The organism is Imperialibacter sp. (genome assembly GCF_048007035.1).
In the GTDB taxonomy this organism is placed as follows: Bacteria; Bacteroidota; Bacteroidia; order Cytophagales; family Cyclobacteriaceae; genus Imperialibacter.
In genome coordinates this window covers 5,603,488-5,625,709 of sequence record NZ_CP180355.1, presented here as the reverse complement: position 1 = coordinate 5,625,709, position 22,222 = coordinate 5,603,488, and the positions used below count along the sequence as shown (strand labels likewise).

The 22,222-nt window shown below is 48.7% G+C and carries 14 protein-coding genes; 8 read left to right on the top strand and 6 right to left on the bottom strand.

Annotated elements, in window-relative coordinates:
• Window positions 1-4: 4 nt before the first annotated feature.
• Window positions 5-934, top strand: coding sequence for a type IX secretion system membrane protein PorP/SprF (locus ACMVP2_RS24175; RefSeq protein WP_416865462.1), 930 nt, complete (start codon window positions 5-7; stop codon window positions 932-934).
• Window positions 935-1,033: 99 nt separating this feature from the next.
• Here the strand turns inward: ACMVP2_RS24175 and ACMVP2_RS24170 are convergent, their stop codons facing one another.
• Complete coding sequence (locus ACMVP2_RS24170) at window positions 1,034-2,134, bottom strand: 6-phosphofructokinase (RefSeq protein WP_416865461.1); 1,101 nt, start codon at window positions 2,132-2,134, stop codon at window positions 1,034-1,036.
• Between the two features lie 153 nt (window positions 2,135-2,287).
• Window positions 2,288-4,162 (bottom strand): serine hydrolase domain-containing protein, encoded by a 1,875-nt coding sequence (locus ACMVP2_RS24165; protein WP_416865460.1) that lies wholly within the window; start codon window positions 4,160-4,162, stop codon window positions 2,288-2,290.
• A 200-nt stretch (window positions 4,163-4,362) separates the two neighbouring features.
• Between ACMVP2_RS24165 and ACMVP2_RS24160 the strand changes: the two genes are divergently transcribed.
• Together ACMVP2_RS24160 and ACMVP2_RS24155 are read left to right on the top strand one after the other, a co-directional pair.
• Window positions 4,363-6,612 (top strand): GH92 family glycosyl hydrolase, encoded by a 2,250-nt coding sequence (locus ACMVP2_RS24160; RefSeq protein ID WP_416865459.1) that lies wholly within the window; start codon window positions 4,363-4,365, stop codon window positions 6,610-6,612.
• Window positions 6,613-6,908: 296 nt separating this feature from the next.
• Window positions 6,909-7,562, top strand: coding sequence for a tetratricopeptide repeat protein (locus tag ACMVP2_RS24155; RefSeq protein ID WP_416865458.1), 654 nt, complete (start codon window positions 6,909-6,911; stop codon window positions 7,560-7,562).
• 55 nt (window positions 7,563-7,617) lie between these two features.
• Here ACMVP2_RS24155 and hrpB read toward each other — a convergent pair whose 3' ends face one another.
• The gene (hrpB, locus tag ACMVP2_RS24150; RefSeq protein ID WP_416865457.1) at window positions 7,618-10,104 is read right to left on the bottom strand and encodes an ATP-dependent helicase HrpB; all 2,487 of its coding nucleotides are present in this window, start codon (window positions 10,102-10,104) and stop codon (window positions 7,618-7,620) included.
• Between the two features lie 110 nt (window positions 10,105-10,214).
• On the opposite strand from hrpB, the gene ACMVP2_RS24145 reads away from it, so the two are divergent.
• Window positions 10,215-10,433: a CDGSH iron-sulfur domain-containing protein gene (locus tag ACMVP2_RS24145; RefSeq protein ID WP_151998692.1), complete on the top strand. Its 219-nt coding sequence runs from the start codon at window positions 10,215-10,217 to the stop codon at window positions 10,431-10,433.
• A gap of 4 nt (window positions 10,434-10,437) precedes the next feature.
• Here the strand turns inward: ACMVP2_RS24145 and ACMVP2_RS24140 are convergent, their stop codons facing one another.
• A complete protein-coding gene (locus ACMVP2_RS24140; protein ID WP_416865456.1) occupies window positions 10,438-13,815 on the bottom strand; it encodes a methylmalonyl-CoA mutase family protein in 3,378 nt (1,125 codons plus the stop codon).
• Between the two features lie 409 nt (window positions 13,816-14,224).
• Here ACMVP2_RS24140 and ACMVP2_RS24135 point away from each other — a divergent pair, with 409 nt between their 5' ends.
• Complete coding sequence (locus ACMVP2_RS24135; protein WP_317491442.1) at window positions 14,225-14,602, top strand: SRPBCC domain-containing protein; 378 nt, start codon at window positions 14,225-14,227, stop codon at window positions 14,600-14,602.
• A 331-nt stretch (window positions 14,603-14,933) separates the two neighbouring features.
• On the opposite strand, the gene ACMVP2_RS24130 is transcribed toward ACMVP2_RS24135, so the two are convergent.
• On the bottom strand, window positions 14,934-16,514 hold the full coding sequence (locus ACMVP2_RS24130; protein WP_416865455.1) for an NAD(P)/FAD-dependent oxidoreductase: 1,581 nt from the start codon (window positions 16,512-16,514) through the stop codon (window positions 14,934-14,936).
• 277 nt (window positions 16,515-16,791) lie between these two features.
• On the opposite strand from ACMVP2_RS24130, the gene ACMVP2_RS24125 reads away from it, so the two are divergent.
• The 3 genes from ACMVP2_RS24125 (at window position 16,792) to ACMVP2_RS24115 (ending at window position 19,883) form a co-directional block, all read left to right on the top strand.
• On the top strand, window positions 16,792-18,138 hold the full coding sequence (locus ACMVP2_RS24125) for an Nramp family divalent metal transporter (RefSeq protein WP_416865454.1): 1,347 nt from the start codon (window positions 16,792-16,794) through the stop codon (window positions 18,136-18,138).
• A gap of 106 nt (window positions 18,139-18,244) precedes the next feature.
• Window positions 18,245-19,504 carry an asparagine synthetase B gene (locus tag ACMVP2_RS24120; RefSeq protein ID WP_416865453.1) on the top strand — a complete coding sequence of 420 codons (1,260 nt, stop codon included), beginning with the start codon at window positions 18,245-18,247 and terminating at the stop codon, window positions 19,502-19,504.
• A 43-nt stretch (window positions 19,505-19,547) separates the two neighbouring features.
• Entirely contained in the window at window positions 19,548-19,883 is a 336-nt protein-coding gene (locus ACMVP2_RS24115) for a potassium channel family protein (RefSeq protein ID WP_416865452.1), read from the top strand.
• An 88-nt stretch (window positions 19,884-19,971) separates the two neighbouring features.
• On the opposite strand, the gene ACMVP2_RS24110 is transcribed toward ACMVP2_RS24115, so the two are convergent.
• Window positions 19,972-22,221, bottom strand: coding sequence for a patatin-like phospholipase family protein (locus ACMVP2_RS24110; protein WP_416865451.1), 2,250 nt, complete (start codon window positions 22,219-22,221; stop codon window positions 19,972-19,974).
• Window position 22,222: the final 1 nt, after the last annotated feature.

Sequence of the window (22,222 nt, the reverse complement as noted above, 5' to 3'; positions counted from 1 at the left end):
AAGTATGAAGATTGTAACTAGATTATCGTTCTACATAGTGTTGTTGTTGGGTAGCTGGGGGGTGTTCGGCCAGCAACGCCCGGTTATTTCGCAGTACATGTACAACGGAATGGTGCTTAACCCTGCCTACGCAGGAAGCACCAACGAATTCAGCGCTGCGGTTATCCACCGGGATCAATGGGTCAATATTGATGGCGCACCGTCCTTCCAAACGTTTACTGCGCACACACCTTTGTTTAGTAACCAGATTGGAGTGGGACTGATGGCAACCAGAGACCAGGTGGGTATTCATACCGATTATGGATTTTATGCCAGCTATGCCTACAAAATCAAGCTATCGACAGGGTATTTGGCAATGGGTCTTCAGGGCGGGTTCAATGACAGAAGGTCAAACTACGATCTACTAACCATTAGGGACAAAAATGACAATATTCTGATTGGCACTGACCGAAAGTTCAGTCCGAATTTCGGAACAGGCGCTTACTACTATAACAAACGGATGTACCTGGGAGCTTCGATCCCTCATATCGTAAAGAATAGGGTTGTCGACGTAAGTTTGGGTAAGGAGACGGAAGCAAGAACACCCCGTTACGTATATTTAACCGGAGGAATGGTTTTCCCTTTAACCGACAACATAAACCTTCTCCCTGCTGTGCTGATCAGGTACCAGGATAACCTGCCATTGGGTATCGACCTTAACTGTAATGTGATATTTGAAGACATTGTTTACGCAGGTCTCTCCTATCGTAGCGGTGACTCAATGACGTTGATTACTCAGCTCGTTTTGAACGAGAACATTCGGCTTGGCTATGCCTATGATATGGTTACCAGTAGCCAAAGGCAGTACACCAACGGAACGCACGAGATCATGCTCAACTACAGAGTATTAATAAAGGCCCTGTCAAAGGATCCTTTATGCCCGGTTTATTATTAATCAACCTAACTTCCTCGAAAAGCCAAACAATGTTGTTTGGCTTTTTTTTTGCCCAGCCTCACCGCTTTAAAAGTGATACAGGTTCTATTGAAGGCAGACTTAATCTCCAAAAGAGATGCCTAACCCTCTGGCTGTTTTCACGAGGTAGGAATCCGTGTTAACATAATTGTAGGTACTAATGGCTTCCAGCAATGGTACGTCCACGATGTCGTTGTGTTTATAGGCCACCATCCTGCCAAACTTCCGTTCCAGCACCATTTCAAATGCCTTCACACCAAACTGTAGGGCAAGTACCCTATCGAAGGCTATTGGCCCTCCTCCTCTTTGGATATGCCCCAATACGGTCTCTCGAATATCGGCCTCACAGCCTGCATCTTTCAATTCCTGAGAAAGCCGGTAAGCACATCCCCCCAACCGGACATTTTTATACCCGACCTCATTGCTTTTAGTGGCAACCACATCTCCTCCAATCGGCTTAGCACCTTCAGCCATCACAATATGAGCGAAGCCCTTTCCATTGTGGTAACGCTGGTCAATTCGTTGCTTTATTTTCTCTATATCGTAAGGTATCTCCGGAATAAGGCAAACCTCTGCTCCGCCGGAAATGGCCGTATGGAGAGCAATCCACCCCGCTGCCCTGCCCATCACCTCCATGATCATAACCCGGTGGTGGCTTTCGGCAGTGGTTACCAGCTTATCAAGGCTATCGGAGGCAATTTGCACCGCTGTTTGAAAACCAAAAGTAAAATCGGTGCCCGAAAGATCGTTGTCAATGGTTTTCGGCACACCCACAATATCCAAACCCCGCTCGTAAAGCTTCTGCGAAATGCGCTGCGAACCATCCCCACCGATACTAATCACTGCGGTTATGCCGAGATCATCGAGGCGGTTGAGTAAGTCATCGGAGCGATCAATACTGGACCAGGTACCATCTTCATGCTTCACCGGCCAGGTAAATGGCCCTCCTTTGTTGGTTGTTTTTATGATAGTGCCGCCCTTTACGTGGATGCCGGCGATGGCCTTGTTATCCAGCCTGACAATCTCCTGCGGGTCGCTCAGTACACCGTTGTAGGCTTCAATGCTTCCGTACACCTCCCACTCGGGATTTTGCTGCGACCTCTTTACAATCCCCCGCAGCACAGCGTTCAGGCCGGGACAGTCGCCGCCGCCTGTAAGCACCAGTAGTTTCTTCTTGCTCATATTTCCAGATTTCAGATGAATCTAAGCAATCCGTACGAAATACAAAGTGGTTCTTTAGTGAATAGGCTGTAACTATACCCCAATGGTCTGACTTATCGCCTACAGATGGCGAACATGGGCAAGCTTATGCTAGACAACGGGAACAAGGTTATCCTAGTACTCCCACACTTTCAATCCCATCCAACCCGCATCATAAAGAAACAAGGTGACAATCACACAAGAGAAGGCCAGCAAGATATAATACACCGAGAAAGCCTTCTTCTCACCCAATTTAAAGTTCATAATACCAAAGCGGGTACTTAAAAAAGCGCTGAACAGGATGATCCAACCTCCCAGATAAATTAGCCAGCCATTGACGTTCGGTTCGCCTGCTTCACTTAACTTATTGATGGTTCCGAACAGCCCCGTAGCAATCATAATCAAACCAACCACCACCAACGACGGCACCATTCTCCGAAGGAACTCCTGCCAGGCCAAAGACTTCCTGATAGCAAAAATCAGCCAAATCAGAGTAGCAAAACATGAGCTTACAAGCAACACCAACGATGCCACCAGTAGCACCCTCTTGGTGAGAACGCTTGAGTATTTCACTCTCTCAAGGTAATTGCCAACAACTGCTGTAGCCAGCACGGGCTCACCTTTGTCGGTTGGTACAAATACATGACTGGGAACATAGTCTTTGAGTCCGGCAAAAAGATAGCCCTCACCTCCCGGATTAGCAACCGGTAGCACGGGAAAGCGATCCTTCATAAACTGCTTCAGGTACAGCGTGTCGTTATCGATGGTTACCTCGCAGGTGCTGAATATGCGATCGATAAAGGCGAAAATCTGATTACGGGAGGCCTTGAAGAGGTAGTAGCCCTCGTATCGTTTCATTGTTTCAACGTCCAATGCTTGCGTAGCGGGTTTGGCAACTGATACGTCCTGCACAAGAAACTGCTTGACAAGGTTGACCAAATCTCCCATGCCCTTGCCTGCATTGTTGGAAATGGCATAACCTATCCCATACTGACAATTGTAGCCGTAAGAGGAAGAAAAACCATCAATCCCGCCATCGTGCCCATGAAACGAGGCAGGCATCTGCGTATCAAAAGTATAGTTACCTAAACCGTAGCCAACTGGTAAGCCCGCCTGATTGGCAATGGTGTAGGCTGGTGCCTCCATCAGCTCAAGTACTTTTGAGGGAAAAACCTGGGCAGAATCTACCCTGCCTCTGTTGATCCAAAAAGAAAGAAACCGTGCCATATCATCGGCATTGCTATTGAAGGCTCCTGCAGGGCGATGATAGATAGGGAGAAAGGGCACTTCATTGCCTGTTCCATCATATCCTTTGGAATAAGCCTGTCCCTCAGGAACAGACTTAAAGTTAGAGGTCTTCATTCCGATTGGGTTGAGCACCGTTTCCGTGATAAACTCATCGTAGGGCTGCTCAGCATACTTTTCGATAAGATAACCGGCCACTGTCCAACCAGGGTTGCTATAGGCATAGCGGGTTCCCGGCTGCCACCGTACTTTAAGTGTCTTCATGTGCTGTTCCAGCACCTTCCTTAGAGGATAAACGACGGTATCGGATGTATTATAAACCTCATTCAGGTGCATGTCGTCGAACCCAGCTGTGTGCGAAAGCAGGTGTTTTACCCGCACAGGGTGCTCCGGCTCAAAGCTATTCTCAAAGTCGATTTCCGGCGCCAACGCCTTCACTTCGTCTTCCAGCGAAAACTTGCCTTCTTCCACTAACCTGAGCACGCCCAACGCCACAAAGCTTTTGGTGATGGAGCCCAATCTGAACAGGGTCGATCCATCTACCTGCGAGTTGGTCCCTTTGTCTTTCACACCCAGTCCGCCTGAAAAGATGGTGCTGTCATCTTTAACAATGGTCAGCATGATACCAGGGATGTCGTTCCTTTCCATCAGCACTTCAAGTGAGTCTGTCAGCTGCCGGGGTGTTAGCGGCGTGCCGGAGGGCTGGGCTTTTGAAACAAGAACGCTAAAAACAAGAGCGACAGTGAGTTCAAACGCATGCTTCATTCCTTTTTCTTTTTAGGAGGCTTGTCAAATGAGTTTCAAAAAAGCAATTTAAGTCCGAAAAATGACTTCTCAGTCTGGCTAAACAATATCTAAGTATTTACTTTTACAGATGGTACTTTGGGGAATGGCGTTGAGCTTCTCCAGATAGCACCAATTGTTTTATTATTCGCCAGCTCAAATAACTTTCCAACCAGTATTCTATGAGGTTACTCTTACTTATCCCTTGTTGCCTTTTGTCTTTTGCACTACAGGCACAAACCACGCAAAATCCCATTGCGCTGGTCAATACGCTCATGGGAACAGACTCTAAAATGGAGCTGTCCAATGGCAACGCCTACCCGGCAGTGGCCGTTCCCTGGGGCATGAACTTCTGGATTCCTCAGACTGGAAAAATGGGCGACGGTTGGGCCTATACTTACGATGCCGACAAAATCAGGGGATTCAAACAAACGCACCAGCCATCGCCCTGGATGAACGACCATGGTCAGTTCAGTCTTATGCCGGGCACAGGAGCTGTTCAGTTCGATCAGGACAAAAGGGCCAGCTGGTTTTCGCACAAGGCCGAAGTAGCCCAACCACACTATTACAGCGTGTACCTGGCCGATGCCAACATTACCACCGAAATTACCCCCACAGAAAGAGCGGCTGTTTTCAGGCTCACTTATCCGGAGGCAGACAGCGCCTGGCTCGTTATTGATGGCTTCGACAAAGGTTCTGAAGTAACCATCGACAAAGAAAACGCCAGAATAACTGGCTACACCGTAAGAAACAGTGGTGGAGTGCCAGCCAATTTCCGCAACTATTTTATCATTGAGCTGGATAAAAAAGTGAATTGGAGCGTTTCCGACACGCTCAAAAAAGGGCATGCTGTGGGAGCAGTGGGCTTCTCAACAAAAAAGGGAGAAGTGGTGCACATCAAAGTAGCCTCCTCCTTTATCAGCCCCGAACAGGCCACTATCAACCTGAAAAGGGAAGTGAGCAACAAAACCTTTGAGCGGGTAAAAGCCGAAGCAGAAAAAGTATGGAACGAAAAACTTGGCGTGGTGGCCGTCGGGGGTGGTTCAATCGACCAGATGAGCACGTTCTACTCATGCCTCTACCGCACACTCCTTTTTCCGCAAAAAATGTACGAGCTGGATGGGCAGGAAAAAATCGTTCATTACAGCCCTTACAATGGGCAAGTGCTTCCCGGCTATATGTTTTCAGGCACAGGCTTCTGGGATACGTTCAGGGCTCTTTACCCTTTGCTCAATCTTCTGTATCCGTCTATCAACAAGGAAATGCAGGAGGGGCTCATCAACGATTACAAAGAGGGTGGCTTCCTGCCCGAGTGGGCAAGTCCGGGATACAGAAACGTAATGGTAGGCAACAATTCAGCCTCTGTCGTCGCCGATGCATACATAAAGGGCCTCAGAGGATATGACATCAATACGCTGTACGAAGCGTTGAAGAAAGATGCCAATACCGAAGGGCCAATGGACGCTGTAGCCAGAAGGGGTGCTCCCTACTACAATAAGCTGGGCTACGTGCCCTACAATGTTGGCATCAACGAGAACGCCGCACGCACTTTGGAATATGCATACGATGATTTCACCATTTATCAGCTGGCAAAAGCACTCAACAAGCCTCAGAAAGACATCAATCTCTACAAAAAGCGCTCACAAAACTATCGGAATCTTTTTGACAACGAGACAAAACTGATGAGAGGCAAAAATGAAGATGGCAGTTTTCAATCGCCTTTCAATCCACTCAAGTGGGGAGACGCATTCACTGAGGGCAATAGCTGGCACTACACCTGGTCAGTTTTTCACGACATAGAAGGGCTAAAGCAACTCATGGGTGGCGACAAAATGTTTATAAGCATGCTCGATTCCGTCTTTAGCATGCCACCGCTCTTTGACGATAGCTATTATGGCTTCACCATCCACGAAATCAGAGAGATGCAAATCATGAACATGGGACAATATGCACACGGAAACCAGCCCATCCAGCATATGACCTATCTGTACAATTTCACTTCAGAACCCTGGAAGGCGCAGTATTGGATCCGTGAAGTCATGAACAAGCTGTACACCCCTGCTCCTGACGGTTACTGTGGCGACGAAGACAACGGACAAACCTCCGCCTGGTATGTCTTTTCAGCCATGGGCTTCTATCCCGTGTGCCCTGGCACCGATCAATATGTGCTGGGAGCTCCCCTGTTCAAAGAAGTAATGATTTCCCTGGAAAACGGTAAAAACATTGAAATTCTTGCACCGGAAAACAATCATGCAAATTTTTATGTTAATGAAGTGGCCTACAATGGAAGTGTGTATGATAAAAATTGGCTCGCTCATTCCGGGTTGGTGAAAGGGGCGAAAATCTCATTTGATATGACATCAAAACCAAACACAAAAAGGGGTGTTTCTGCTGTCAACTGGCCATTTTCGATGACTTTTGATAAAAAATAGTGCTCTTTCACAGTCTTTTATTCTTAAACACTGTCAGGCTTACATTAATTATAGGACTTAAGTAATAAAAAAAATAATTATTAGGGGTTACCTTTAACGATAATGTGATATCAACACTAGTGAACATTATAAACTTACATGAGTAATTTTAGTTATCCACTTTCGTTTTTTTCTGTTTTACTAGTTTGTAACTACGCCGCCTGAAATATTTTGTTTTACCGATTTATAAACATTGTGATCGAGCGACGTTGTATTTTTTTTTCGGAAATTGAGATTAACTGATTTAGTCGACCAGCATGATTAAGAAGCTATTAACCGTAGGAGTCCTCTTCGTCGTATTTTTTAATGGGGAATCGAAATCCCAGGAGAAAGCGTCCGACGCAGATTCCGCCCAGTATTGGTGGGGCAAGGGGTACGTTAGTGCCGTCAAAGGGGATTATGAAGCCGCCATTGTTGACTACAACAAATCCATCCAACTGTATGGACTGAAGGGGGAAGTGTATTACGACAGAGGTAATGCTCGTGCCGAGCTAAAAAACTATGCAGGGGCCATCGAAGATTACACCAACGCCCTGAGGTACCTGATTGACGATCCTGATAAGCTAAAGACTTACTACGTGAGGGGCATGGCAAAGATCGAAATGCTAGACCTTGATGGCGCCATAGCAGACCTCACCGAAGTCGTGAAACTATCTCCAAACCACGAGGAAGCATTTTATTACCGGGCAACCGCCAAAGACAAACTAAAAGACTACAGAGGTGCGATAGAGGATTTCACAAAAGTCATTGAAATCAATCCCCAGTCAAGCAGGGCCTATAAGCTTAGGGGTATCGAGAAGATCAGGCTTCGTGACAAACAAGGTGGTTGTAGCGATTTGTCGATGGCCAGTGAACTTGGCGACACCAAAGTGGCCAGCGTGATGGAAAAGCTTTGCGGTTCGTCAAATTGATCGATGGGCCGACACATCAAGTAAACCCTGAATTGGCTAAAAGCACCTGGTAGGATCACCTGCCCTTTCTCTGTACCCCTCGCACTGCCAGCGCCGTCCAGGGGTCATCGGGCCAGGAGTGTTTCGGATACCTTCTCTTAAGGTCTTTCTTTACTTCGAAATAGGCATTGCTCCAGAAGCTTTTGAGGTCTGACGTTACCTGCACCGGCTTGTATCCCGGAGATAGCAGATGCAGCACCACAGCGGTTTTACCTCCGTTTATTCTTGGTGTCTCAGCGAGGCCAAACACTTCCTGCAACCTGACCGATAATACAGGAGATTCCCCGGTAGAAAAGTACTGTAGCTTAATTCTTGATCCGCTCGGCACCTCAATATGTGTTGGAGCTAATTTCTCCAGCTCTTTTTGAATTTCCCAGTCCAGAGAGCTATTGAGCACCTCAGCCAGGTCAATCTTTTTTAAATCCTCCGGCCTCTTAATGCCCGATAAATAAGGCCCCAACCACTCTCCGTTTGTCGCCAATAGTGAATGTGTACTTACATCGGGCCAGCCCTGCTCCGGATTCCATTTTCTTAAGCTCATTACCCTGCTCTGCCATTGAACGAACTTATCGTCAAAGTTCAGAAGCGCCTCCCCTTCCTTTGCGATGGCTTCACTTATCGCTTGTATCAATTGGCTTTCATTGGGTGTTGGCAATGGTTTCGAGCGAAGGATAATGCTTCCAATTCTCAAATCGAGCGACGCTATGAGGCCTCCCTTTCGTGTGTCCCACGTCACCACTTCCTTTTCTTTCACCAAGGGGGTGAGGTCTTTAGGATTAAGGGGAGCAGCCAGAAAAATCTTACCCATGCCGTCACGAGCGTCGAGGTGGGCCACTGCCAGCCATGGTTCATGCGCAAGGTCATCCATATGTCCGGCCATGGCATACTTCCCATTGGCCAGCTGAAACTGCGCATTGTTGCCAGGCCGGGCACAAGCAATTCTTTCCGGGTAGGCGTAGGCCAATAGCAAACCAACCTCATAGGGATCAAAAACCCCGTTGTCTTCTCCCAGATTAAATATCCTCCGATACGATTCCGCCACTTTTTCAATCCTCCCAAACTGCCTGCCCTGCCCGCCATTATCCCGAAACCTTCGCAAGGCCTCAATCCGCAAGGTGATATCGATGCCAGTCTCTCGTGGCAAGGGGTCTCTTTCTTCCAGCACAGCGGCTAAATCGGTGGCTAACTCCAGCTTTTCTGATTCTTCAGCCTTTAACAGCATGTGAGCAATCCGGGGATGACAAGGCAGCTCATGCATCTTCTTGCCGTGAGAAGTGATCCTGGCATTTTCAAGTGCATCCAGCTGATGCAGGGTATCTGAAGCCTGGGCAAGAGCGCCCTTTGGCGGCGGTGTTAACCAGGTAAGCTGTTTAACATCCACGATGCCCCATTGCGCCATGTCCAGCATAAGGTTGGCCAGGTCAGCTTCCATGATCTCTGGCGTTCGGTGCGGCTCCAGCCGCTCCTGTGTAGCTTTGCTCCACATCCTATAGCAGGTACCGGGGCTGAGCCTGCCTGCTCTGCCCGCTCGTTGGTCGGCGGAATCCTTGGATATCTGCACTGTTTCAAGCCTCGATAAACCCGAGCGGGGATCAAATTTCGAGGTGCGGCCGTAGCCAGTGTCCACCACCACTTTGATGCCCTCTATCGTGAGGCTTGTTTCTGCTATCGAAGTGGCCAGCACCACCTTTCTCCTTCCGTCGTTGACTGGCATGATGGCGGCGAATTGCTGATTTTGTGGCAGCTGACTGTAAAGCGGGTGGATAGCGAAATCAGTCATTTCCTTTCTGAGCAGCTCCTCACATTTTCTGATCTCCCCTTCTCCAGGGAAAAATGCCAGAATGTCTCCTTCCCGTTCTCTGGAAGCCTTAAGAATGGTTCGGGCAGCCATTTCCGGCAACAGCATCAGATCCTGCTCGCCGGTGTAAACCACCTCCACAGGGTACTGCCTGCCTTCACTCACGGCCACAGGCGCTTTCATGAGCTCAGGCAACTTCTCCATGTCCAGCGTGGCCGACATGATCATGATGCGCAGATCGGGCCGCAGCACCTGCTGCACCTCTCTGCAAAGCGCCAGGGCGACGTCGGCATGCAGGCTCCTTTCATGAAATTCATCGAAAACAACCATCCCCACCCCTTCTAACGCATTGTCAGAGTGGATCAACCGGGTGAGGATACCTTCAGTGAGCACTTCGATTTGCGTTTGATCCGACGTCCTGTTTTCGAACCTGATCCGGTAGCCGACCTTCTTTCCCAGGTCATCATTCAGCATGGAAGCCATACGGGTGGCTATCGACCTTGCCGCCAGGCGCCGGGGCTCCAGCATCAGTATTTTTTTACCGGCCAACCAAGGCTCGTTCATCAGCGCTAGTGGTAGCAGTGTGCTTTTTCCTGCTCCTGGAGGCGCATTCACGATCAGGGTGTTTTCCTTAGCCAGACTCTCCCTGATCTGTGGAATAATGTCAACAACAGGAAGGTCGAAGGCGAGTGGATCGAAAGACAAACTGAAAGATTTTGAGATATTCAGACTATTTAGACACAAAACTACACACCACTCGCCTAATTCCTTTTATCCGGTTTCTAAGTTTCTACATTTGCGTCAAAAAAACATCCATGACCAAAATCACAGTAAACAATAATGGCTCCTTGAAAATCGACGGAGATTTTGAAATTGTAGACAAAGAAGGCAATGCATACGGTCTTCAGGGAAGAACGATTGTCTCTTTGTGCCGTTGCGGAAAATCTGCCAACAAGCCATTTTGTGATGGGTCGCACAAAGAGCACTTTGAGCACGAGGCCATTGCCTTTGACTTACCTCCGAAGAAGGTATAAGGCTTTACATATTCCTCCTGTACTGCCCACCCACTTCATACAAAGCATGGGTGATTTGCCCCAGAGAACAGTACTTCACAGCTTCCATCAGCGCTTCAAACATATTCTGATTGCTGATGGCAGCCTGCTGTAGCTTCGAAAGCATTTCCTGAGACTTGCCGTCGTTGAACTTCTTCAGGTTATTGAGCGACTCGATCTGAAACTCCTTTTCGTCTTTTGTCGCTCTGATCACCTCCATGGGCGTAATAGTCGGTGAGCCTTTGGAGGAAAGGAACGTGTTCACACCAATGATCGGGAAGTCGCCATTGTGCTTCATTGTTTCATAGTAAAGGCTTTCCTCCTGAATTTTGCTACGCTGGTACATGGTTTCCATGGCCCCCAGCACGCCTCCTCTTTCGGTGATTCTGTCAAACTCAGCCATGACGGCCTCCTCCACCAAATCGGTCAGTTCTTCGATAATGAAGGAGCCCTGTAGCGGGTTTTCATTTTTGGCAAGCCCGAGCTCTTTGTTGATGATAAGCTGAATGGCCATGGCACGACGCACCGACTCCTCCGTCGGCGTGGTAATGGCCTCGTCGTAGGCATTGGTGTGCAGGGAGTTGCAGTTGTCGTAAATGGCGTACAGAGCCTGAAGCGTTGTCCTGATGTCGTTGAAGTCAATCTCCTGGGCATGTAGCGAACGTCCGCTGGTTTGGATGTGGTACTTCAGCATTTGAGAGCGCTCGTTGGCGCCGTATTTCAGTTTCATGGCTTTTGCCCAAATCTTCCGTGCTACTCTGCCAATCACAGAATATTCAGGATCAACGCCATTGCTGAAGAAGAAAGAAAGGTTAGGAGCAAAATCGTCGACATGCATGCCACGGCTTACATAGTACTCAACGAAGGTAAAGCCATTTGACAACGTGAAAGCCAACTGAGAGATTGGGTTGGCACCTGCCTCGGCTATATGATAGCCGGAGATAGATACAGAATAGAAGTTTCGAACATTCTGGTCAATAAAATACTGCTGCACATCGCCCATTACTTTAAGGGAGAATTCGGTGCTGAAAATGCAGGTGTTCTGTGCCTGGTCTTCCTTGAGAATATCGGCCTGTACAGTGCCCCGTACTTTTGAAAGGGTATCGGCTTTGATCTTCTGGTACACCTCAGCAGGCAGCACCTGATCGCCAGTAACGCCCAAAAGCATGAGCCCCAAACCATCGTTACCCTCAGGAATCGCCCCGCTATACACAGGCTGTTTCATTCCTTTGGCCTTGAAGAGTTTAGCGATTTTCTCCTTCACCTCCGCTTCCAGCCCCTGTGCTTTGATGTATTTCTCGCAGTTCTGGTCAATAGCGGCATTCATAAAAAATGCACAAATAGTAGCTGCCGGCCCGTTGATGGTCATCGACACAGAAGTGGTTGGGTCAATCAGGTCGAAACCGGAATAGAGCTTCTTGGCGTCGTCCAGCGAGCAGACGCTCACCCCGGAATTGCCAATTTTGCCGTAGATGTCGGGCCGGTGGTCGGGGTCTTCCCCATACAAGGTCACCGAATCGAAAGCGGTCGACAACCTGGCAAACGCATTGTCTTTCGATACGTAATGGAAGCGCTTGTTGGTACGCTCCGGGCCGCCCTCTCCGGCAAACATGCGGGTCGGGTCTTCAGTAGTGCGCTTGAAGGGAAATACGCCAGCAGCATAGGGAAACTCGCCCGGTACGTTCTCCTGCAAGTTCCACTTCAGCACATCACCCCAGGCTTCGTACCGGGGCAAACTGATCTTTGGTATTTTAGTATGGGAAAGCGATTCAGTGTGCGTGGGCACCTTGATCTCTTTTCCTCTTACTGTATAAACATATTCCTCGTTTTTGTACTGCTGCACCTTTTCAGGCCAGACTTCAATCACTTTAAGGTTTTTGGGGTCAAGGTCGAGCGACGTCTTTTCGAAAAGTGCGTCCAGCTTCTCTCCCAACACCTTGTCCTCTCCTGCTTTCTTCGCTGCGGCTATGGTTTTTTTGATACTGTACAGCGTTTGTGCTACTTCCTTCTGATCTTCTACCCACTGATTGTAATGCCTGATGGTTTCCGTTATCTCCGACAAATAGCGGGTGCGCTTGGGCGGGATGATGAAGATCTTTTCTGATAGTTCGTCTGACGAGGTGGAGGCAGATGCCAGCGAAGCGCCGGTTTTTTCCACAATCTTGTCCATCAGCTTCCTGTACAGCGTGTTCATCCCCGGGTCGTTGAACTGGCTGGCAATGGTGCCGAATACTGGCAGTTGTTCGTCTGGCGTTTCCCAAAGGCCATGATTGCGCTTGTACTGCTTCTTCACATCCCGCACTGCATCCAGGGCCCCTCTTTTATCAAATTTGTTGATGGCGATCATGTGAGCAAAGTCGAGCATGTCGATCTTCTCCAGCTGGGTGGCCGCTCCATACTCTGGCGTCATCACGTACAGCGAGACATCCGAATGATCAGTAATTTCCGTGTCAGACTGCCCGATCCCGGAGGTTTCCAGAATAATCAGGTCAAACTCTGCGGCTTTGAGAATGTTGACAGCCTCCTGCACGTGCTTCGAAAGCGCCAGGTTCGACTGTCGGGTGGCCAGCGACCGCATGTATACCCTGGGATGGTGGATGGCGTTCATGCGAATCCTGTCGCCAAGTAACGCACCTCCTGTTTTTCTTTTGGAAGGGTCGACCGACACCACACCAATATGTTTGTCCTTGAAATCCACTAAAAACCGCCGCACAAGCTCATCCACTAAACTGGACTTGCCAGCGCCGCCAGTACCTGTGATGCCCAGTACCGGCACTTTACTTTTTACTGCCTCAGCATCTACCTTTTGTAGCTCCGGCTGAGCAACATCCGGAAAATTCTCCGCTGCCGATATCAGCCTTGCCACCGACTTCACATCTTTCTTCTTCAAGCTACCCAGCTCACCGTTGAGGTGCTCGCCAATGGGAAAATCGCTCCCGGCGATCAGGTCGTTAATCATTCCCTGCAAGCCCATGGTGCGCCCGTCGTCCGGTGAGTAAATCCGGTTGATGCCATAAGCATGCAACTCCTCCACTTCCGACGGCAGGATGGTTCCTCCTCCCCCTCCAAATATCTTGATATGTCCGGCTCCCTTTTCTCTCAGCAGGTCGAACATATATTTGAAAAATTCCACATGCCCGCCCTGGTAGCTGGTGATGGCTATCGACTGCACATCTTCCTGAATGGCACAGTCCACAATCTCCTGCACCGACCTGTTGTGGCCCAGGTGAATCACCTCCACGCCCGTCGCCTGAATAATGCGGCGCATGATATTGATGGCAGCGTCGTGGCCGTCGAACAAGGAGGCAGCGGTGACTATCCGGATATGATTTTTGGGCTTGTAAGGCGAATCGGTATGTGACATAAAAGTTAACGAAGTGAATATTGGGTCAATGATTTCTTAAAGTTAACCAATGTGGCGGACATGGTTGACCATTTCTATCCAACTGATATTGGTCAAATAATGCTGAATGAAGAATTTTATATTTCATTTTCATTCTTCTATTTTCATAAATGCATTGGAAAGACGATTCCGGAGAAAGTTCATGCTGTTTTTCTCTCGCATGACAACAAGAGAAAGCAATAATGAAAGAACCGTTATCTCGATTCCACGAGGTTTAGTTAAGTTTGGGATGTCATTTCGTAATCCGCCAGCTGGCGGAGAGAAATCTATTTGCTGATTTGACTCCATTTAGCCAAAAGATATCTTCACTTCGTTACTATATAGCTGCTTAACTAAAGCTCGTTGAATCGCAAATCACCCATTCGTTTGAATGAAAGACTATAAAAAATATTATATCATACCTGCTCTTCCCGAAGAAGTGTACGCAGCGCTTACTCACCCCGCATCACTTCATGCCTGGACCGGGGAAGAAGCCGAAATGTCTACCGAACCTGGGTCGGAGTTTTCTCTTTGGGAAGGAAGCATTGTAGGGAAGAACCTGGAGTTTGAAGAGGGAAGAAAGATTGTGCAGCAGTGGTATTTCGGCGAGCAGGAAGAAGCGTCGATTGTCACCATCATCCTTCATCCACACAAGAATGGCACCTCAGCCGAGCTCCGCCACAGCAACATCCCCGATGAAGACTACGACGACATTGTGGACGGATGGAACACGACCTATTTTGGAGCGTTGATTGATTTTTACGAATAAAAAAAGGGAACTTAATCCCTTTTTGATGCTTTCTTAGCTTTCTTCTCAGCCCTTTTCTCTTTCAGGTTCTTGGTGGGCTCCTTTTTCTCGTTACCTTTTTGGGGTGATGTTCCTTTTGCCATGGCTATTTGCTTTCGTTGATGAAGTCTGTGAGAAATGTAGCGTTAATGTGAATAATATCCTTCAAAAGGTTGAGATTTTAATTGCGGGATGGGCAAGGTGTATCAAAAATAGCCACCTCGATTCCCCTCAGTCTTCTAACGTAAGCATCGTTCTGGTGAGTGTCTTCACTCACCAGCAGCCACAAACCCAGCCGCCTTGGCGAGTGTTCTCACTCGCCAACAACCTCCGCCACGTACCCTATTGCTTTCTCGGCACACTTCTCCCCATCTATGGCTGCCGACACTATGCCACCTGCATAGCCAGCCCCTTCTCCGCAGGGATACAGCCCTTTGACGGTAATGTGCTCCAGGGTTTCCGGATCACGGGGAATGCGCACCGGAGACGACGTGCGGCTCTCAGGCGCATGCACTACCGCCTCATTGGTCAGATAGCCCTTCATGGCCTTTCCAAACTCCCTGAAGCCTTCCTGGAGCGTTTTGTAAATAAAATCTGGCAGCACACTTCCCAGCTCTACAGAAGTGACGCCAGGCTTGTATGAAGTCTCCGGCACATCGGCCGACAGCTTCCCGTTAGTGAAGTCCAACAGTCTTTGTCCTGGCACCCGCTGCGTCTGCCCGCCTTCCTTCCAGGCCAGTTGCTCTACCGACTGCTGGAAAGCCATCGCCGCCAAAGGGCCCTTTTTGGCAAATGCTTTAAAATCCTCGGGCTTCAGTTCGACCACAATACCGGAGTTGGCGCTTGGCTGGTCTCTTTTCGAGGGCGACCAGCCATTGGTCACCACTTCGCCAGGGCTTGTAGCACAGGGCGCAATCACACCACCAGGACACATACAAAAAGAGTAAACACCACGGGTATTGGTGCCACTCCCTACCTGCTTCACAATGTTGTAGGGCGCCGGTGGCAGATAGGTACCCCGGTCATCGCACTTATACTGTATCGTGTCGATGAGAGATTGCGGATGCTCCACCCTCACCCCCAGGGCCAAAGGCTTAAGCTCAATCGCAATCTTTTTTCTATCAAGCAGTTCAAATAAATCCCTGGCGGAATGGCCGGTGGCCAAAATCACCTTCTTCGCTTTGATAATATCTCCGGATGCCGTCGTCACACCCTCAATGGCATCACCTTTGAGTAAGATATCTGTTACTCTCGTGTTGAATTTCACCACACCACCGTGGGCTAAGATGCACTCCCGGATATCGGTAATAATCTCAGGCAATTTGTTGGTCCCGATGTGCGGATGGGCCTCCACGAGTATTTCTTTTGTTGCACCGAAGCCCACCAGCAGCTTCAAAATGCGCTGCACATCGCCCCGTTTCTTGCTTCGGGTATACAGCTTGCCATCGGAATAGGTACCAGCTCCTCCTTCACCAAAACAGTAATTGGAGTCTTCGTTGACAATATGATCGATGTTGATCGCCTTCAGGTCTCTGCGACGGTCACGGACGTCCTTGCCTCGTTCAAGAATAATGGGCTTTCTACCTAATTCTATGCAACGCAGCGCCGCAAAAAGGCCAGGGCCGGCTCCGATGATAATGACTTCTTCCGCTTTAGATACATCAGGATAGTTGGGTAGCCAGGTGGGCGTTTCCACGAAGTCCTCGTTCACATACACCCGAACAGTGAGATTTACTTTGATAATGCGCTGTCTGGCATCGATCGACCGCTTGAGCACCTCCACATGCCTGATGTCTGAAAACGGGATGTAGGCCTTCTGGCTGGCCAGCTTATAGAGCGCTTCCTGGTCGGCGGCCTCTTCGGGTAATACCTGAAACTGAAATTCTTTTTGCAATGCGTATCTTATTTAGCCCGCAAAGATAGGGAATTAGACCCAGCGAATTGAGTCGGCGATGTTGCCTTCAGCTCTGCTTTCAGGTCAAAAGCCCAAAAAGCAGTAAGGAAAGATCATCTATTTAGAAATCGCCCTGTCAGGATTCAGCCTATTTCCATCCAAAGGAAAAGATCATCTCAATATTGGTCAAATCAACCACTAGCCAGGGAAAGGTTTCAATTCAGGTAGTGGCTGCGTATTATTAACTATATTGTTTGCACCCTACTTACCTACTTAAATGTCTGACAACTCTTACCTCATCAGTGCGGCGACGATCAAAGAACCGCCTACCACCTTCTTTCAGCGCCTTAAATTCCTTGGGCCTGGTTTCATCCTTTCAGCCTCTATCGTTGGATCAGGTGAGCTGATCGCTACTACAACTCTTGGTGCGTCAGCAGGTTTCACTGCCTTCTGGATCATTATTGCCAGCTGCCTGATAAAAGTGGCAGTGCAGGTGGAGTTTGGCAAGCACACCATCCTCACCGGAGAAACAGCCATGCAGGCATTAAAGCTGCTGCCAGGCACGAAGTCTGGCAAGGGGAAATGGTCAGTGGTGACCATACTCGGTCTGATGTCGCTCAAAGTATTCCAGATTGGTGGCATGATGGGTGGATCTGCTCTGGTGCTGAGCATGCTCTTTCCATCTGTAGCCACTATGATCTGGGTGATTTTTGTTGCCTTGTTGGTGGCAAGCATTATTTTCAAAGGCTACTACCTGCCTGTGGAAAAGGCCTCACTGGTAATGACAGTGCTTTTCACCTGCCTCACCATTGCCTGCCTGATTTTCCTTTCCGACACCCAATACAGCATCTCCATGGCCGACATCTGGAGGGGGCTCCAGTTCGACCTGTCACCCGCCCTGGTGGGGGTAGCCATTGGCGCCTTTGGCATTACTGGTGTGGCCAGCGACGAAATACTGGCTTACACTTACTGGTGCCGGGAAAAGGGCTACGCCGCCTACACCGGCCCCCGGGACGATTCCGACGCATGGCTGCGCAGAGCAGAAGGATGGATCAAAGTCATGTACCTCGACGCTACCGTTGCTATGATTATTTACACGTCGGTCACTGCTGCCTTCTACTTATTGGGTGCTGCCGTGCTTAACCACAGTGGCAATGTGCCTGAAGGGCTCAAAATGGTGGAAACCATCGCCACCATATACACAGAATCTTTAGGTCCGGGTTTCAAGACCATCTTCCTTGTAGGTGCCTTTTTTGTCCTGTTCTCCAGTGTTTTCGCCACGCTTGCCTTCTGGACAAGAATGTATGCAGACATTTTCGGGCAGCTTGGCTGGATCGATTTTTTTGACATGGCCGCAAGAAAGAAAACCATCGCTATGTTGGCGTGGGTCTTCCCCACTGCCTGGGCCCTGGCTTATTTCTTTGTGGAATCTCCCGTGCTGATGATTCTCTCTGGTGGTATTGTCGGCTCTGTTTTGCTGCTGCTGGTGGCTTTTGCGGCCATTCACTTCAAATACAAAAGGGAGCAACCCATCACCTCTGGAATGTTGTATAACATCACCCTTTGGATCAGCATCGTAGCCATTGTGGCCGTTGCGATCTATGGTTTGATCAAGCTACTCTGACATGAAGTCGGCCAGGGGCATTCTCAATGCAAACCGAAATGTGACGATTGGCGGCGAGCTTGCGAATTAATTCGTTATATTGAGTAACCACTAACCCTCGTTTCTCATGGGGACAGTAGTTCTACGGTTTCTCTGTTGCATCATGTTTCTGATTCCTGCTATTGGAAAATCAGCATCTATCCTTATACCCATGGACGCCAGGCAAAGAAACCATCTCAAGGCCTACGGCATCGCCTACTTGTCCCTCCAAAATGAAATACCTATCAACTGGCTGCTTAACTACCGGGGCGGCAGCTTTCTCTTTCCCTACAACCCGTTAGTGGAAAATGAATGTAGCATCAGGGGCGTGTCGTTTGACGTGATCAGCGACGGAGAAACTGCCCTGCTGATGAAAGAAATTGAAAGCCCGAGAGTGAATATGAACTCGGTAAAAATGGAAAAGGAACCCAGAATCGCCGTTTACTCTCCAAAGAACGACATGGTGGAAGACAATACCGACGCTGTGATTACTGCTCTCGACTACGCAGAGATACCCTACACACTTATTTATGATACGGAGGTACTGTCCGACAGTCTGGTACATTTCGACTGGCTGCACCTCCATCATGAAGACTTTACCGGGCAATTTGGTCGTCACCTGAGACGATCATCGTCGCAAATTGAAGCCAAAATACAAGAAGCCACAGCCGCCTCTTTTGGCTACAACAAAGTATCAGACATGAAGCTGGATGTAGCGAAAAAGATTCAGGGCTTCACACTGACAGGTGGCTATCTTTTTGCCATGTGCTCCGGTGCCGAAACGTTCGACATCGCCCTGGCTGCTGAGGGTGTAGATATTGTAGAAAGCATGTACGATGGCGACGGTATGGATCCGCAGGCGCAGCAAAAGCTCGATTTCAGTAAGACCTTTGCCTTTACCGACTTTATACTTGACCCGCCCAATTCGAGAAGGTTTTCAAACATCAATACATCGGAAGGTCGGCGCTATTACTACGACGAAAGCTCAGGTTACTTTTCACTGTTCGATTTCTCTGCCAAGTGGGACATTGTGCCCTCCCTCCTCACCCAAAACCATACGGCCATTGTCAAGTCCTTTTTCGGGCAAACAACGGCGTTTGCGGCCTCCACCGTTAAGTCCGACGTGCTGATCCTCGGCGAAAATGCGGATGACGGCGAGGTGCGCTACATTTACGGCGAAATGGGCTATGGTCACTGGACTTTCTACAGTGGCCACGACCCTGAGCGCTCTCCTGGTGGCTGGCGGGAACAAACAAACCTCGACCTTTACCCCAATTCACCCGGATACCGCCTCATCCTGAACAACGTGCTATTTCCTTCGGCACAAAAGAAGAAGCAGAAGACGTAAAGTGTCTGAAATACTCTAAATTCAAACTTCTTTCCATGAACCTATGATGCAAACGCTGAGAAAACGAGTAACCATATACGCCGGATCGGCACTTACCTTGTACACCGTGCTTGTTGCAGCCCTCACCTACTTTGAGAGCATGAGCGAAACAGCCAACATCACTAGTTTCTCAAAGTCGCTGTGGTATTCTCTAGTTGTTATAACTACACGGACTTACGGCGATTTGTTTCCAGTCACAGTGTACGGCCGGTGGGTAGGAATGGTCTTCCTTCTGCTGAGCGTTGTTTTCTATTGCTTTTTGATAGCTGCTGCCATAAGCCTGGCGATTAACCTCAAAAGGAAATGGAGACCAGGACAGGGGGTCAACACCAGCGATTAATAACAAAGCCGAAATAGCACTTTCTTAGGTTCACAGCAACTCCCGCTTTCTTTGCGCCTCTGCGTGCTTATTCCTCTTTTTTGCGTGCCTACTCCTCCTCTTCCTCCTCCGACTCCAACAGTTCCTTCAACCTCATCAGCGCCTGCTGGTTGCTCACAAGATTGATATTATCAATGATGTTTTTCTTCTCTCTGGTCGTCAGGTGCCAGTTGAGAGAGGCTCGCTCATTTTGCTTTCTTTCCAGCAGCACTTCAGCGGGTAAACCGCTCTCCCCGGCAAACATGGTGTTGGTGTTATACTCCACCTCTATCTGATATAGGTTGCCGTTGAACCACTCGGTAGCAAACTCAATCCGGCTGTCGTTGTTGAGGTCCTGGATATTGCCCAGGTTGTTATACACACTGCTGATAGGCGACGAAAACTTCTGCACGATAGACTCTGACGCCTTTTTCTCTATCTCAGCATTCTTCTGATGGTCTCTCACAGAAAATATCACTACACCGGAAGTGTTTTCCTCAATCCAGTCCCGGAACACATAAACGAATCGCACAGCATCCGATATGCCATAGTTGTCAGAAATGCCGGCGTCCATGATTTCGAGCGGGGGGTCACTGGGCAACTCTATATTGGGCGTGATATAGGGAAAAGTAGCGCTCATTCTCAGTGCACTCAAGAACCGAAGCTCGTCAGCATTTTGCTCTTTAAAAAAGCTTCTGAAATCTACCCCTCTTATCTTCGTGATCAATTCCGCATGGGTGCTGGCTGCGTTGGTGGTCATAAACCCGACGTCTTGCGTGGAGATATACAGCTTTCGTCCGTCATTCACTATGGTGGGAGCCATCAACAGCAACGGCACCTCGGCATTGCTTTCTGCCTCCTGATAGTCCTTGAGCTTCTTTTCCATGATCATGTCGGTATTCCGGTTGAGCTGATTTTCAAAAGCATACCCTCTGTCCTTCAGGTAAACCTCCCCTTCATACCTGAAATACTGGAACCTGATGAACATGTCGTTGACAAGCAGGCTGAAAATCATCGGATTGAGGTTATCCATGGCGATTTTGGAGAGGTATTGGTTCTCCATGCGGTTTTCTATCTCTCCACTCTTCTCCCGGAGAAAAAGCTCTCTATAATAAGCCGCTCCCACAATGCCTCCTGAAGCGCCGGTGATCATCATTGTGTTGTCGAGCAAAGTACCATTCAAAAGGCTGTCCATCTGCTGCATCACCCGCATGGTCCAAAGTGCCGCCCGCTGCCCTCCTCCACTCACGCACAAGAATACCATCTTGGGCTTTCCGCTCGTCTTTTGTTTGGCCTTCCACTTCTCCAGCACCGGCAGCATCGATTCCACATCACGGTTGTACACCTCCGGCGTGTTGCGGTCACTTAATGTCTTGATAGAATACTCAGCTCTGCTGCCTTTATAGTTGAGCCCGAAGGCAGGATTGAGGCTCCTGAAAACGTCCATTTTCACAAGGAAATTGAGCAACAGAAATGCTGTGATGCTGAAAATAAGCCCCCAGCTTCGGAACCAGTAGCTAATGGCACCACTAAGCATGATAAAAATGGTACCAAAGAGAATAGCGCTGGCGGCGGCCGGTATCTGGAAATAAGGATTGTCCATAAAGAAGCCCAACAGCAAAACAACGACAATGATCAGAAGCTCAATCAGCACCAAGTTGAAGTGGTTTTGATCAAACACTTTTAAGATGGCTTCCTTGTCGTAGAAATCGTTGATGTAGGCAGTCGGTCTTAGCCTGAATTTTTCGTCCCAGTAGAAATCCACCCTGTTTTTACTCTCTCTTACTTCCTTCAACTTGTCCAGTGCCCGTTTGCGGTTGACTTTCACCTTTTTCAGGCGTTTATCCACGCTACCCGTCAGGTACTTAAAAATGTCTTTGTTTGTCAGCCTGAAGTAGGTGTATAAAAAAGCCAGCATACCCAGAAACCCCGCCAGGTAGCCAAGGATTTTCCAGAAAAGATCGCCAGGCCCTCTGAATTCATTTTCCAGCTGAAAACGAAAAATAAAAACGAGGTAAGCCACATTCACGATAATAGGCAACAAGCTATTGTTGATGGAGAACTTGGTAAAAGGCCGCTCAAGCACACCCAGAAAAGAATACTCGTGACCGTAGAGAATATAGCAAGAGATATTGAAAGCGGCTGTAAACCCGCCCATGCAAAAACCTACGATGAAGAAGCTCCAAAAGTCTACCCTGTTCAGGTACTCCGGGTCAAGAAAAAGGTAAGGGATGCCCAGAATTCTTCCGAAGTTGCCTGTAAACACTGCTACCAGGCTCACCCAAAAGAATAGCATGAACAGGTTACGCCTGACGTGCATA

What these genes read in the sequence shown, in the direction of transcription:
- ACMVP2_RS24175 (WP_416865462.1), top strand. Translation starts at nt 5, where the DNA reads ATGAAGATTGTAACTAGATTATCGTTCTACATAGTGTTGTTGTTGGGT.
- ACMVP2_RS24170 (WP_416865461.1), bottom strand. Translation starts at nt 2,134, where the DNA reads ATGAGCAAGAAGAAACTACTGGTGCTTACAGGCGGCGGCGACTGTCCC.
- ACMVP2_RS24165 (WP_416865460.1), bottom strand. Translation starts at nt 4,162, where the DNA reads ATGAAGCATGCGTTTGAACTCACTGTCGCTCTTGTTTTTAGCGTTCTT.
- ACMVP2_RS24160 (WP_416865459.1), top strand. Translation starts at nt 4,363, where the DNA reads ATGAGGTTACTCTTACTTATCCCTTGTTGCCTTTTGTCTTTTGCACTA.
- ACMVP2_RS24155 (WP_416865458.1), top strand. Translation starts at nt 6,909, where the DNA reads ATGATTAAGAAGCTATTAACCGTAGGAGTCCTCTTCGTCGTATTTTTT.
- ACMVP2_RS24145 (WP_151998692.1), top strand. Translation starts at nt 10,215, where the DNA reads ATGACCAAAATCACAGTAAACAATAATGGCTCCTTGAAAATCGACGGA.
- ACMVP2_RS24140 (WP_416865456.1), bottom strand. Translation starts at nt 13,815, where the DNA reads ATGTCACATACCGATTCGCCTTACAAGCCCAAAAATCATATCCGGATA.
- ACMVP2_RS24135 (WP_317491442.1), top strand. Translation starts at nt 14,225, where the DNA reads ATGAAAGACTATAAAAAATATTATATCATACCTGCTCTTCCCGAAGAA.
- ACMVP2_RS24125 (WP_416865454.1), top strand. Translation starts at nt 16,792, where the DNA reads ATGTCTGACAACTCTTACCTCATCAGTGCGGCGACGATCAAAGAACCG.
- ACMVP2_RS24120 (WP_416865453.1), top strand. Translation starts at nt 18,245, where the DNA reads ATGGGGACAGTAGTTCTACGGTTTCTCTGTTGCATCATGTTTCTGATT.
- ACMVP2_RS24115 (WP_416865452.1), top strand. Translation starts at nt 19,548, where the DNA reads ATGATGCAAACGCTGAGAAAACGAGTAACCATATACGCCGGATCGGCA.
- ACMVP2_RS24110 (WP_416865451.1), bottom strand. Translation starts at nt 22,221, where the DNA reads ATGCACGTCAGGCGTAACCTGTTCATGCTATTCTTTTGGGTGAGCCTG.